General features: G+C 73.6%; 10 protein-coding genes. 4 read left to right on the forward strand and 6 right to left on the reverse strand.

Annotated elements, in window-relative coordinates; genetic code table 11:
* Positions 1-108 precede the first annotated feature (108 nt).
* From AB0N90_RS31230 to AB0N90_RS31240, 3 genes are all read right to left on the reverse strand, one after another.
* The gene (locus AB0N90_RS31230; RefSeq protein WP_365202282.1) at positions 109-1,209 is read right to left on the reverse strand and encodes an iron chelate uptake ABC transporter family permease subunit; all 1,101 of its coding nucleotides are present in this window, start codon (positions 1,207-1,209) and stop codon (positions 109-111) included.
* A complete protein-coding gene (locus AB0N90_RS31235; RefSeq protein WP_365202284.1) occupies positions 1,206-2,276 on the reverse strand; it encodes an iron chelate uptake ABC transporter family permease subunit in 1,071 nt (356 codons plus the stop codon). The genes AB0N90_RS31230 and AB0N90_RS31235 overlap by 4 nt, the downstream gene beginning before the upstream one ends.
* A 190-nt stretch (positions 2,277-2,466) precedes the next feature.
* Positions 2,467-3,222, reverse strand: coding sequence for a helix-turn-helix transcriptional regulator (locus tag AB0N90_RS31240; RefSeq protein ID WP_365202285.1), 756 nt, complete (start codon positions 3,220-3,222; stop codon positions 2,467-2,469).
* Positions 3,223-3,339: 117 nt separating this feature from the next.
* On the opposite strand from AB0N90_RS31240, the gene AB0N90_RS31245 reads away from it, so the two are divergent.
* Complete coding sequence (locus tag AB0N90_RS31245) at positions 3,340-5,124, forward strand: ABC transporter ATP-binding protein (protein ID WP_365202287.1); 1,785 nt, start codon at positions 3,340-3,342, stop codon at positions 5,122-5,124.
* On the forward strand, positions 5,121-6,896 hold the full coding sequence (locus AB0N90_RS31250; RefSeq protein WP_365202288.1) for an ABC transporter ATP-binding protein: 1,776 nt from the start codon (positions 5,121-5,123) through the stop codon (positions 6,894-6,896). Before AB0N90_RS31245 ends, AB0N90_RS31250 begins: the two co-directional genes overlap by 4 nt.
* Before the next feature lie 10 nt (positions 6,897-6,906).
* On the opposite strand, the gene AB0N90_RS31255 is transcribed toward AB0N90_RS31250, so the two are convergent.
* Together AB0N90_RS31255 and AB0N90_RS31260 are read right to left on the reverse strand one after the other, a co-directional pair.
* Positions 6,907-7,389 carry a VanZ family protein gene (locus tag AB0N90_RS31255; protein ID WP_365202330.1) on the reverse strand — a complete coding sequence of 161 codons (483 nt, stop codon included), beginning with the start codon at positions 7,387-7,389 and terminating at the stop codon, positions 6,907-6,909.
* A gap of 271 nt (positions 7,390-7,660) precedes the next feature.
* A complete protein-coding gene (locus tag AB0N90_RS31260) occupies positions 7,661-8,320 on the reverse strand; it encodes a DUF4230 domain-containing protein (RefSeq protein WP_365202290.1) in 660 nt (219 codons plus the stop codon).
* Between the two features lie 344 nt (positions 8,321-8,664).
* Here AB0N90_RS31260 and AB0N90_RS31265 point away from each other — a divergent pair, with 344 nt between their 5' ends.
* On the forward strand, positions 8,665-9,264 hold the full coding sequence (locus AB0N90_RS31265; RefSeq protein WP_365202292.1) for a thioredoxin domain-containing protein: 600 nt from the start codon (positions 8,665-8,667) through the stop codon (positions 9,262-9,264).
* 67 nt (positions 9,265-9,331) lie between these two features.
* Here AB0N90_RS31265 and AB0N90_RS31270 read toward each other — a convergent pair whose 3' ends face one another.
* Entirely contained in the window at positions 9,332-11,296 is a 1,965-nt protein-coding gene (locus AB0N90_RS31270) for a DUF4157 domain-containing protein (RefSeq protein WP_365202332.1), read from the reverse strand.
* A 409-nt stretch (positions 11,297-11,705) separates the two neighbouring features.
* Between AB0N90_RS31270 and AB0N90_RS31275 the strand changes: the two genes are divergently transcribed.
* Positions 11,706-12,857, forward strand: coding sequence for a glutamate--cysteine ligase (locus tag AB0N90_RS31275; protein WP_365202294.1), 1,152 nt, complete (start codon positions 11,706-11,708; stop codon positions 12,855-12,857).
* Positions 12,858-12,878 lie beyond the last annotated feature (21 nt).

Consider the following 12,878-nt stretch of genomic DNA (forward strand, 5'->3'; position numbering starts at 1 on the left):
AGCGGATAAAGAGGGACGGGGGTGCGGGGGTTCACGGACCCGTCTGGGGTAACTGTTCGCGGGGCGGCGCGGGGAGTGGCCGCGGGCGCCCGGTGGCGCGGGCGCCGGTCATGCCCTGCCCGCCCGGTGCCGGGTGACCAGTACCCGGCACAGATAGAGCCCGCCGAGCACCCCGGTCAGCGCGCCGACCGGCAACTCGGTGCCGGGCAGCACCCGTTGGGCGGCGAAGTCGCTCGCGGTGAGCAGCAGGGCGCCCATGAAGGCGGCGGGCACCACCGGCGCGCCGGGGGAGCGGACCAGCCGGCGGCACAGATGCGGGGCGGCCAGCGCGACGAAGGTGATGGGGCCGACCGCGGCGGTGGTGGCCGCGGCGAGGGCCGTGGCGGCCACCGCCAGCACGATCCGGGCGCGCCCCACCGGCACCCCGAGGCCCCGGGCGGTGTCCTCGCCGAGTTCCAGCCAGTGCAGGGCGCGCGAGGCGACGACGGTGACCGGTACCAGCACCACCAGGGCCACGGCCAGGGGCGTGACGACGGACCAGCTCGCCGAGTTGAGGCTGCCGATCAGCCAGATCTGCGCGTCCTGTGCCTCGTACAGACTGGCCCGGGTCAGCAGATACGCGGTCAGTGAGGTCAGCATGGCGCTGATGCCGATCCCGATCAGCACGATCCGGTAGCCGATGGCCGGACCGCGGCCCGCCGCGATGAGACCGACGAGCAGCGCCGTGGCCAGGCCGCCGCCGACCGAGGCGACGGCGGTGGCGAACGGTCCGCCGTGGAAGAGCACGATCTGCACCACGGCACCGCTCGCCGCGCCGCTGGTGAAGCCGATGACATCGGGACTGCCCAGCGGATTGCGGGACATGCTCTGGAACACCGCGCCGCTCATCCCGAGCGCGCCACCGGCCAGCAGGGCGCACACCAGCCGCGGCAGCCGCAGCCCGACGACGATGAAGGAATCGGCCCCGGAGCCGTGGCCCAGCAGACAGGCGAGCACGTCCGACAGCGGGACGCGGTACGTGCCGGTGGTCAGACCGAGCACGCCCATCGTGAGGCAGGCGGCGGTCAGCAGCAGGCAGACCACGACGGTGCGCGGCTGCCAGCGCAGCGATGTCCGCCCGCCGTTCAGGCGCAGCACCCGGCCGCGCAGCACGGTGCCGTGGCGGGCCCCGCCGGGGGCGGCGGGTCGGGAAGAGGTCTCGGTGGTCACAGTTCGGCGATCCTGCGGCGGCGGACGAGGGCGATGAAGACGGGCGCTCCGGCGAAGGCCGTCACGATCCCGGCCTGGATCTCGCCGGGCCGGGCGACCACCCGGCCGAGGATGTCGGAGCCGAGCAGCAGGCTCGCTCCGAGGACCATGGAGTACGGCATCAGCCAGCGGTGGTCCGGCCCGGTGAACGCCCTGGCCAGATGGGGAACCGCCAGGCCGACGAAGGCGATCGGACCGACCGCGGCCGTCGCCGCTCCGCACAGGAGGGTGACGGCGAGCATCCCGAGGACGCGGGTGCGCAGCACGGCCGTACCGAGCGCACGGGCCGTGTCGTCGCCGAGGGCGAGCGCGTTGAGCGAACCGGACAGGCCGAGGGCCAGCAGCGCGCCCGCGCCGAGGAACGGCAGTATCCCGGTGAGGACGGACATCGGCTGCCCGGCCAGGGAGCCCACGCCCCAGAAACGGAACTGGTCGAACACGTCAGGGCGCAGCAGGGTGACGACGGAGATCAGCGCGCTGAGCACGGCGCTGACCGCTGTACCGGCGAGCGCGAGCCGTACCGGCGCCGGACCGGTCCGGCCGCGTGAGCCGAGCAACTGGACCAGCGCGGCGGCCAGTCCTGCCCCGGCGAACGCGAACCAGATACGGAAGGAAGGATCGGTGGTGCGCCACAGCGCGATGGCGACGACCACGGCCGCCGAGGCGCCCATGTTGACGCCGAGGATGCCGGGGTCGGCGAGCGGGTTACGGGTCAGCGCCTGCATCAGCACGCCCGCGAGGCCCAGCGCGGCGCCGACGGTGATGCCGAGCAGCGTCCGCGGCAGCCGCAGGTCGAGGACGACCGCGCCGTCCACCGAGGCCGGGCCGTGGAACAGCGCGCGCAGCACGTCGCCGGGCGGGATGGCCTTGGCACCGACGGCGACGCTCACCACGGTGACCAGGACCAGCAGCGCGCAGGCGAGGAGGAGACCGAGCAGCCGTACGGCGAGCACGGCCGTGCGCGGTCTTCGGTCCGTGCCCTCGGCTCCTGGCACCGTATCGGTGGTGCTGATCGTGGTGGTGCCCATCGTGCTCCTCGGCGACATCGACATACCTGCCGATACAAGGAACCGGCGGGGGAACTTAGCTTAGCCTTACCTAAAAAGGTAGAGGTGTCGCCGAGGACGCGGCAAGCCGGTCGGACGCCACCTCATGTCGCCGATCCGCCACCCGCGACTCGCCGATGCGCCACCCGTGACTCCCCCCGCGACTCGCCGATCAGCTCGTCTCCCCCTCCGGCCCCCTCGACCGGGCGAAATAGGCGGCGGGCGTGGCTCCGGCCACCCGGCGGAACGCGGCGACGAACGCGCTGGGCGTCGCATAGCCCACCCGCTCGGCCACCCGTCCGACGGTCCGGCCCTCGGCGAGGTGGACGAGCGCGGCCTGGAGCCGGGCACGGGTCCGCCACTGAGTGAACGTCATCCCCGTCTCGGCCAGGAAGAGCCGCAGCAGGGTGCGCTCGCTGGCGCCGACCGCACGCCCCAGCTCGCCCAGCCCGCGCCGGTCCGCGGGATCGTCCAGCAGCAGCGCGGCGGCCTGTCTGGCCCGCGGATCAAAGGGCAGCGGCAGCTCGAACACGGTGGCCTCCGCCGGGCGCAGCACATCCAGGAGCACGGCCTCGGCGTGCGCGCGCCCCGCGGCCGGCAGTTCGCCGGCCAGGTACCCGATCAGATGCCGGGCGAGCGGCGGGACCGCGAGCACGGTCGGCCGGGTCCAGGCCAGTGGACAGGTCGCCGGGTCCAGGTAGACGCCCTGGAGCACCGTCTCGCGCAGCGCCCCGGTGGCGTGCCGGACGCCGCCCGGGATCCACAGCGCCAGATGCGGGGGCAGCACCCAGCAGCGGTCCTGGATGTCGACCATGACCACACCGGTGCTGGCCCAGGCGAGTTGGTGCTCGTCATGGACGTGATGCCGGAAGGTCTGCCCCCGGACCATCTCGAACCGTTCGAGATCGATGGTCTGCTCGTGTGCCATGCCCGGCGTTCCCGCTCCTGCTCATGTGCTCCCGCCCGCTGTCCATGGCCGATGCACGACATACGGTGGCGCCCTGCTGCGTTTACGACAAAAGTAAGGTGACCCTAACGTGGCCGGGTGACCGTTCCCGCCGCCGCCCCTCCCCGCCGCCCCGCCGTCCCGGCTCCCCGTTCCGCCGCCGCACCCGCCCCGGCCGCCTCCCCCGGTGCGCTGCTGTGGTGGTCCCTGGGCAACCGCCGACGGGACCTGCTGCTGGCGTCGGCGCTCTTCAGCACCCACCAACTGGGCGAGGCGCTGGTGCCGGTGCTCGTCGGCGCCACGGTCGGCGAGGCCGTCCGGTCGGCCACCCCCGCGTCGACGGTCCGCTGGCTCGGCCTGCTGGCGCTGGACTTCCTGCTGCTGTCCCTGTCGTACCGCTTCGGCGCGCGGGCCTCGGCGCGCGCCCGGCAGCACACCGAGCACCGGCTCCGCATGGCGCTCGCGGAACGCGTGCTGCGCCCGGCCGGCGGGGTACGGCTGGTGCCGGGCGACCTGCTCAGCCGCGCGTCCGGCGACGCCGAGCGGGTGGGTGCCTTCGCCGGTGCCCTCGCCGGTACGGTGGCCGCGGTGGTCGTCCTGCTCGGCTCCACGGTGCTGCTGCTGCGCATCTCCCTCGGACTGGGCGCGCTCGTCGTGGCGGGCACCGCCGGGGTTCTGCTCGCGCAGAACCGTCTCTCCCACCTCCTGCGCCGCACCAGCGGCACCGAGCAGGACCGGCAGGCGCGGGCCACCGCTCTGGCCGAGGAACTCGTCCGGGGGCTGCGGGTGCTCAAGGGCATCGGCGCCGAACGCGCGGTCGCCGCCGACTACGCCCGGGGCAGCCGGGAAGCGGTACGCGCCGCGCGGCGCGCGGTGTCCGCCGAGGGCGCGCTGGTGTCGGTGGGCGTCCTGCTCACCGGGCTCTGTCTGACCGCCGTCGCCGCGGTCGGCGGCGGGCTCGCCCTGGAGGGCCGGATCGGCCTGGGCCGGCTGATCGCGGTGCTCGGCCTCGCCCAGTTCGTGAACGGCCCGATGCGGGTCGTCGGCGCCGCCCACGCACGCTACGTCCGCGCCCTCGCCTCGGCCGCGCGCGTCCACGAGGTGCTCGACGCGCCACCGGCCGTACCGGAACCGGCGGCGGCCCGGTCCCCGCTGCCGCCGCACGGGAAACCGGCGGACCCCGTCGCGGACCGCCTGACACCGACCCCGCCGGACACCGGAGCCCGGGCGTCTGCGGACAAGGCGCCCGGCACCCTCGACTTCCGCGGCGTACCGCTGCCGGGCGGGAGCCGGGCCGAGTGGTCCGTCCCCGCCGGTGAGATGACCGGCCTCGTGTGCGCCGACCCCGCCGACGCCGACGCGATCGCCCTGCTGCTGGCCCGCGAGGAGGACCCCGGGGGCGGCCGCGTCCTGCTGGACGGCACCGATCTGACGGCGCTCCGGCTGGCCGCGCTCAGAGCCACCGTGCTGGTCAGCCACCATGAGCCGGTGCTGCTGCCCGGCACCGTCGCCGACAACCTGGCCGCCCTCACCGAGGACCCCACCGCCGTGACCGAAGCCACTCGGGCCTCCTTCGCCGACGAGGTCGTACGCGCCCTGCCGCGCGGCGCGCACACGGCGGTCGGCGACCGCGGCGAGACCCTCTCCGGCGGCCAGCGCCAGCGCATCGCCCTGGGACGCGCCCTCGCCGCCCGGCCACCCGTGCTGGTGCTGCACGACCCCACCACCGCCGTGGACGCGGCCACGGAGGACGCCATCGCCGACCGGGTCCGGCGGGTACGGGAACGCCGTACCACCCTGGTCATCACGACCAGCCCGGCCTGGCTCGCGCGCTGCGACCGGGTCGTCCAGGTGCCCGCGGCGGACCGGGTGGTGACGCCGTGACGACCCCCGAGACCGCGACGACGCTGCTCCCCGTCGCCACCGCGCGGCAGACCCGCGCCAGGCTGCGCGACGCCCTGCGCGACCGGCGGCCGGCACTGTGGGCGGCCCTCGCCGCGCTCGTCCTGGACAGCGCCCTGACCCTGGCGGGCCCGGTGGCGATCGGCCGGATCACCCAGGCCGTCGCCGACCATCGTGGTCCGAGCGCGCTGGTCGGGCCCGTCCTGCTGCTGACCGCTGCCGCCGTGGCCGGCGCGCTCACCGCGTGGGCCGCCACCGTGCTGCTGGCCAGGGTCGTCCTGACGGTGACGGGCCGGCTGCGCGAGGACGCCGTCACCGCGGCGCTCGCCGTGCCCGTGGACACGGTGGAGGCGGGCGGCACCGGCGACCTGGTCGCCCGGGTCTCCGGCGACACGGAACGGGTCTCGGACGCCGCCTCCGGCGCGCTCGGCGACTTCGCCGCGGCGGCGCTCGCGATCCTCGCCGCGCTCGCCGGACTGGCCGCGCTGGACTGGCGGTTCGCCGTCGCCGGTCTCCTCGCGGTGCCCCTCCAGGCACACACTCTGCGCTGGTACCTGCGCACCTCCCAGCCGCTCTACGCGGCCGGCCGCACCGCCGAGGGCCGCCGCGCCTCGGCACTGCTCGGCGCGTTCACCGCCCTGCCCACCCTGCGCGCCCTGCGCCTCGGACCCGGCCGGTACGCCCGCGTGGACGAGGCATCCGCGGCGGCGATGTCGTACGAGTTCCGGGCGACCCGCGCGGCCACCCGCTTCTACGGGCGCCTCAACATCGCCGAGTTCACCGGTCTGAGCGCGGTCCTCCTCGTGGCCTGGGCCCTGGTCCGCACCGGACGCGCCGACGTGGGGGCCGCGACCACGGCGGCCCTCTTCTTCGTCGGGTTGTTCGACCCGGTCAACACCCTGCTCGGCACGTTCGACACCGTGCAGCAGGCGACCGCCGCGCTCGCCCGGGTCGTCGGCGTCACCCTGGGCGCGCCGGTGGCCGAACGGCACCCCGAGCCGCCGCCCGGCCGGCCGGCGGAGGGGATCGCGGTGCGCGGCGTCCGCCACCGGTACGGGGACGGCCCCGACATCCTGCACGGCATCGACCTCGACATCCGCCCCGGGCAGCGGCTGGCCGTCGTCGGCGCGACCGGCTCGGGCAAGTCCACGCTGGCGACGCTGATCGCCGGGCTGCGCGCGCCGTACGCGGGCGGTGTCACGCTGGACGGCGTCCCCGCCGTCGACCTCGCCCGCCCGGACGCGCCGGGGAGGCGCAGGATCGTACTGGTCACCCAGGAGCACCACCTGTTCCCCGGGTCGGTGGCCGACAACCTCCGCCTCGCGTGCCGGGAGGCGTCGGACGAGGAGCTCGCGGCCGCGCTCGCCGTCGTGGACGCGGCGGACTGGACCACCGCGCTGCCGGACGGCCTCGACACCGCCGTCGGCCGGGGCGGTACCCGTTTGACGGCTCGTCAGGTACAGCAACTCGCCCTCGCCCGCGTCCTGTTGCTCGATCCCGAGGTGGTCGTGCTGGACGAGGCGACGGCCGAGGCGGGCAGCGACATGGCCCAGTCCCTCGACCGGGCCGCCCTGGCGGTGACCGAGGGCCGGACCGCGGTCGTGGTGGCGCACCGGCTCTCCCAGGCGGAAACGGCCGATGTCGTGGTGGTGATGGAGAACGGCCGGGTGGTCGAACAGGGGCGGCCCGGCGAACTGCGGGCCGCGGGCGGCGCCTACGCCCGGCTGTGGGCGTCCTGGGCGTACGGGCGGTGAGCGGCCCCGGTCAGGCGCGCCCGCGACGATCACGCACCCGGCGGTCGTGCGCCCGGTGATCGTGCATCCGGCGATCGTGCGCCCGGCGGTCGTGCACCCGCCCCAGCCTGCGGCCCACCAGCAGGTAACCGAGCAGCGCGCCGGACGTGTTGAGGATGACGTCGTCCACGTCGAAGGCGCGTCCGGTGACCACGGCGCCCTGGGCCATCTCCACCAGCAGCATCACGGTCGCGGTCAGCAGCAGTATGCGCCAGATGCCCCGGGCGCCCGGCGCGAGCACCGGCACCAGTACCCCGAACGGCACGCCCAGCAGGATGTTGCCGCCGATCTGCTTGACGGCGTCCCGTAGTCCGGGCTGCTCCAGATAGGCCCTGATGGAGCGGCCGGGATGCAGATTGCTGTGCGCCAGGGAGACCGAGGCCGGGGACGGCGACAGGGTGATCTTGGCCAGTACGACGGCGAAGGCCACCATGAGGACGAAGGCGCACAGCATCGCCAGCAACCGGACCGGCAGGGGCAGGACGTGCCGACGGCGGACCGGCGCCGCCTCCACGGCGGGCTCCTGCCCCGCGGTGTCACGGGCGTTGCCCGCCTTCGCGCGCCGGAACGCGCCGCCACTCCAGCGCGCTCGCGCCTTCGCGAGGCGACTTGTCCGAGGCGCGCGGCCGGACGAGGCGGTGCGTGAGAACAGAGCAGTGCGTGAGAACAGAGCGGTGCGGGCCATCGGTCCTCCAGTCGTCAACGACCCTGAAACGGAAGGCGGTTCACCCGTAGGAGACGTGCACGTCCTTGAAGCCGAGGGAGTGCAGCAGACCCTCCAGCATGTCCGTCGTGTTGCTCTCGGCCCGCGCGGTCAGTCCGCTGCCCTTGGCCGCCTCGCCGATGTGCGACACGGCGAGCTTCTGTACGGCGTGCTCGCTGTCGGGGTTGTCCGAGAACAGGTCGCCCAGGCGGTCGAGCAGTCCGCGCTGCTTGGAGACGGCGTAGGAGTGGTCGGCGTCCAGGGCGGGCTTGCCCAGTCGCGCGTGGGGGAGCCGCAAGGTGGCCGACGTACGGTCCTTGTTGACCGTCACGTCCTTGTCGCCGACCTGGCCGAGGTCCACGTACGCCTCCACGGTGCCGGCGCCGACGTACAGCGTGCGGGTGCCGTGCAGGGCGTCCGGCAGGTACTTGGCGTCCTTCTCCAGGTCGACGACCACCTGGAAGTTGCCCGAGGCCGCGTCGTAACGGCTCATGTCGTTGATGGACTTGAGGAGAGCGGGCCCCGAGCGGTCGTGTGTCTCGGTGCCGAGCAGATCCTTGACGCCCGGGAGCACGGCCAGCCTGATCCCGGCGAACAGCACCACGAGCACCAGCACGAAGGCGGCCACCACCTTCGCCCAGCCGGGCATCCGTCGGGGCGGCCGCGTGAGGTCGGTCGACATCCGGCACCCCTCCTTCCTGCTGTCCGGATGCCCCCCAAAGCCCGTAACAGACCACCGAGTTACCGGAGGAAACTTCCTCGGCCCTCGATGCCGGACCCCGGCCGCGGCGACCGGCCGCGGATGGCTTACCCTCCCCTTTTCCAGAATCACAGGGGGGCATGATGCGGATGAAGCGTGCGCACAGAGGGCTGACGGCGGTCGTGGTGAGCGGTTTGCTCGGTGCGGCCGTGGTGAGTTGCGGGCCGGGACACCAGGGAGCCGCGGACGGTGGCGGGCCGCGGCAGGGGAGTGGCGGCGGCGGTTCGACGAGCCGGACCGAGGCCGCGTACCCGGGGCTTGCCGAGGTGCCCGAGAAGGTGGAGCCGGACGGCTCGACCGTTCTGGTGGGCGACCCCGGGGCGAGGATGACCGTGCGCCTCTACGAGGACCCGCGTTGCCCGGTCTGCAAGGAGTTCGAAACCGCGGGCGGGGGCCCGGTCCTGGCCAAGTGGGTGCTGCGGCACAAGGCCAAGGTCGAGTACACGATGGCGTCGTTCCTGGACCCGCGGCTGGGCGGAGACGGGTCGAAGAAGGCGGTCAACGCGCTGCGCGCGGCACTGGAGAGGGGGAAGTTCGCCGAGTACCACGCCGTCCTCTACCAGAACCAGCCCGCCGAGGAGGTGGACGGTTTCACCGACGCGCGCCTGCTGCAACTGGCGGGCAAGGTCAAGGGGTTGCGGAGCCCCTCCTTCGACGCCGCGGTGAGGTCGATGAAGTACCGGGGCTTCGTGAACTCCGCCGAGAGCGCCTACGCCGCCGCCGGCCACGGCAACGGGCATGCCGGGCCGGGCACACCGACGGCCGTGGTGAACGGGTATCAGATCCCGGTCGAGTCCAACGGGCTCCTGTTCGACCCGGGTGTCTTCGACAAATTCCTGACACTGGCGGACGGCCCGTCCGCGTAAGGCGCGAAGGCGCCCGGCGGCCGGTCCGTTCACCGGCCGCCGGCCGCCTCGTGGGACGTCCCCGAGATCACAGATCCGTCGCCTTCTTGGCCGCCGTCTTACCGGGGTTGGTGAGCACCAGCCCCATGCGGTCGATCTGTACCAGCGGCTTGTTCCCCACATGGTCCTTCGCGGTCAGGAGGATGAACGCCGCGTCGAACTGCTCCTCGGTGAGCTGGAGCCGGCTGACCGCGTCCTGCTTCTCGCCCGGGATCCGGAACTTGGGCGCGGCCTTGAGGGCCGCCATCACGGCCCGTGCGACCGGGTCGGTCTTCCACGCGGGTGCCGCCTCCTCCACCGCCTGGGCGGACTGCTCACCCGCCGACGGCCCGTTGACCGGACCGGGGACCGCGGGCGGAGCGAGCTTCAGCTCCTCGTCCTTCTTCCAGTACCGCGCCGACTCCTCCTCGTGGTTCTTGCGGAACCTGTCGAGCGTGTCGGCGATCAGCTGGGAGTAGTCCTGGCCCGTCGCCGGATTGCGCGGCGCCTTGTAAGGGTCGTAGGCGACACCGAAGTTGGCGGCCATGTCCATCACGAAGTGATAGCGGTGGATGTCCGTGAGATCGCGCCGGTAGTCCGTGTACCACAGGGCCAGCAGCGAGTAGGCGATGGCCTCCTTGACCGCCGGGTCGGCACCGGTCGTGTCGGCCAGCTTCATCAGCTTGCCCGTCGTCCGCGAGGGCCCGAGCGACACCGGGTAGCCGAGGTGCCCGGCGGTCCGCACCTGGTCGTTGCGCTGGTTCGGGGTCGCCATCGCCCCCCGGAACGTGTTGGGGACGGGCGTCCGCTCCAGATCGTCGACGCTCCCGCCCGCCCCGTCACCGAGCGCCCAGGCGGGCGAGTTGCGCGGGCCCGCGAGCTTCGCCCCGTCCTTGAGCACATATCCCTTGAACTGCTCCTCGGAGACCGTGACATGCTGTTCGAGTTCCTTGATGTCGTAGAGGATCTCGGCGATGTCATGGATGGCACTGATGAGCGTGGCGAAGCCCTGCGCCTCGGGGTCGCCGAGGATCCCGTCCAGCGTCTTCTCGCCGAACTCGATGTACGGCAGATAGAGCCGACGCACCGACGCCAGTTCCGCCACGGTCTTCGAGAGCATGTCCTCCAGTTTCGTCACCTGCGTCCGCTGCTCTGCGAGCCACGGCCGCAGGGCGTTCGCCACGAATTGGGCCAGTACCTCCTTGATCTTCGCGTCGACGGCCACGTCATCGGAGATCGCCTTCTCCACCTCGGCGACCGGCAGGGCGTTGACCCGGTCCAGCACGGCGGAGGCCGCCTCGTCCATCGTCGCGTAGGAGCGCGCGAGCGCGTCCCGGGGGCCGCGCCTGCTCTTCGCGGTGGCCTGGGGCGTGGACTGCTTCGGCGCCGTGATCCACTCGTCGAGCACCTTCATGATCGCCGGCTTGTTCTTCGTGTCCTCCCAGGCGCCGATCAGCTCCGGGTCCGTGAGCTCCGCCCGTATCTCCGCGTACGCGGGCTCGGCCGCCTTCGCCTCGCCCTTCTGCCCGAGGACCAGCAGCCGCTGGACCGACGGCCGACCCGCCGGGGTCGCCCCGGACGCGTCCGCCGGTGCCTGCGCCGCCGCGCCGGCCGGTGAGCCGCGCAGGACCCGGTGCGCGGTCGCCTCCGCCTCCCGTTCGAAGCGGTCCGAGGGATCGGACACCCGCAGCCCGTCGCCCGTCTCCGTGCCCGCGACCGGCCCCCGACGCTGCTGGATGACATGGGTCAGCTCGTGCGCGAGGGTGTGGCGGTCCCCGCCGCCGTCGCCGATCACGATGTGGTTGCCCGAGGTGTAGGCACGCGCCCCGATGGCCGCCGCGGACGCCCGGGCCCGGGCGTCACTGTGCACGCGGACGTCGGAGAAGTCCGCGCCCAGCCGCGCCTCCATGTCGGTCCGCACGCCCTCGTCCAGCGGCCGGCCCCCGGCGCGCAGCACGTCGTGGACGGCGGACCTCTGCACCTCGGCCTCGGCCCCACCGGCCCGCCGGAGCATCTGTACGACCGCCGCGTTGCCGACCGCGGCCTGGAGCCCGAGCAGCCCGGCCGGCTGCGCGGCCGGGGCGGGGTCCGCTCTGCGGGAAGAGGTACGGTCCCTGCCGATCCCGGTGGCTTTGGCGTCCTCGTGATCACGCAAGGGGTCTCTCCTCCAGAATGTGTTGATCAACTTCTTTCTGGATACGTGTTCGAGAGCGTCGGCGCCAGGTACGAAGGGGCAGTATGAGCGGCCCGTACGGGCAACCCGGCGGGCGTCGGACCGCCGCTGCGGCGCCCGCCGCCGGGCCGGACGCTTAGCAATGGGCCTCGTGGGAAGTCGGGGGGCACAACTCGCCTCCGGGAAACTGATGGGGCGGGGCGGTTTCCGGGCGCGGTTGCCGGCGTTCGGCCGTCACCTAGGAGTGCGCGTGACCGTTCGTATCGGAGTGGAAGAGGAATTCCACATCGTCGAGGTGGAGACGGGCCGACTCGCCCCGCGGGCCGATGCCGTGCTGAAGGGTCTCCCCGAACACACCTTCACGACCGAGTTGCAGCAGGCGGCCGTGGAGACGAACAGTGGTGTGCATGAGACTCTCGCCGACCTGTACGACGATGTGACCGGCGCCAGGCGCCGGCTCGATGCCGCGGCGAACGCACACGGACTGGCCGTCGTGGCCTCCGGTACCGTGCCGCTGGCCCGCGCCGACGACACCCGCCCCACCCCCGGGCGCCGATATCGCCGTATGGTCGACGACTACCGCCTGGTCGCCGACGAGCAGCTGATCTGCGGGACCCATGTGCACGTCGACGTCCCCGACCGGGACCTGGCCGTACGCGTCATGTGCGAGGTGTCCCCGTGGCTGCACGCGCTGCTGGCCCTCTCCGCCAGTTCCCCCTTCTGGGCGAACGCCGACACCGGGTACGCCAGCTGGCGGACCATGGTCTGGCAGCGCTGGCCCACCGCGGGTCCGCCCGGCTGTTTCGCCAATGCCGCCGAGTACGACGCGGTGGTGCAGGGCCTGGTCCGTTCCGGCGTCATCAGCGACGTGGGAATGATCTACTACGACATCCGGCCCTCCGCCCATCAGCAGACCCTGGAACTGCGCATCTGCGACGCCTGTCCCCGCGCCGAGACGGTCGTACTGATCGCCGGGCTCTTCCGCGCCCTGGTGACCGACGCCCGTGCGCGACTGGCGGCGGCCGAGCCGCCCACCTGTCCGGGCCCGCACGAATGGCTGCGCGCCGCCGCCTGGCGGGCCGCGCGGTCGGGCCTGGAGGGCGCCCTGATCGACCCCGCGACCCGGCGCGAGGCACCCGCGGCCCAGGTCGTCCGGGGTCTGCTGGGGCGGGTGCGCCCGGCACTGGAGGCCGCCGGGGACTGGCCCACGGTCCGGGGCCTGGCCGAACGCGCGCTCGCGGACGGCAGCGCCGCCCACCGCATCCGCCGTACGGCCCACCACGACGACCTGCTGGCCTGCACGGATCTGGCGATCGCGGAGACCCGGGGCGAGGAGCGCCCGCGCCCACGGCGCACCGCCCCCGCCCGCCGCGTCGCCTCCCCGGGGCAGGCCGCCGCGTAGCCGCCCCCCGTCGCGAAGGAG

Source organism: Streptomyces sp. NPDC093018 (assembly GCF_040684035.1).
GTDB classification, from domain to species: Bacteria; Actinomycetota; Actinomycetes; order Streptomycetales; family Streptomycetaceae; genus Streptomyces; species Streptomyces murinus.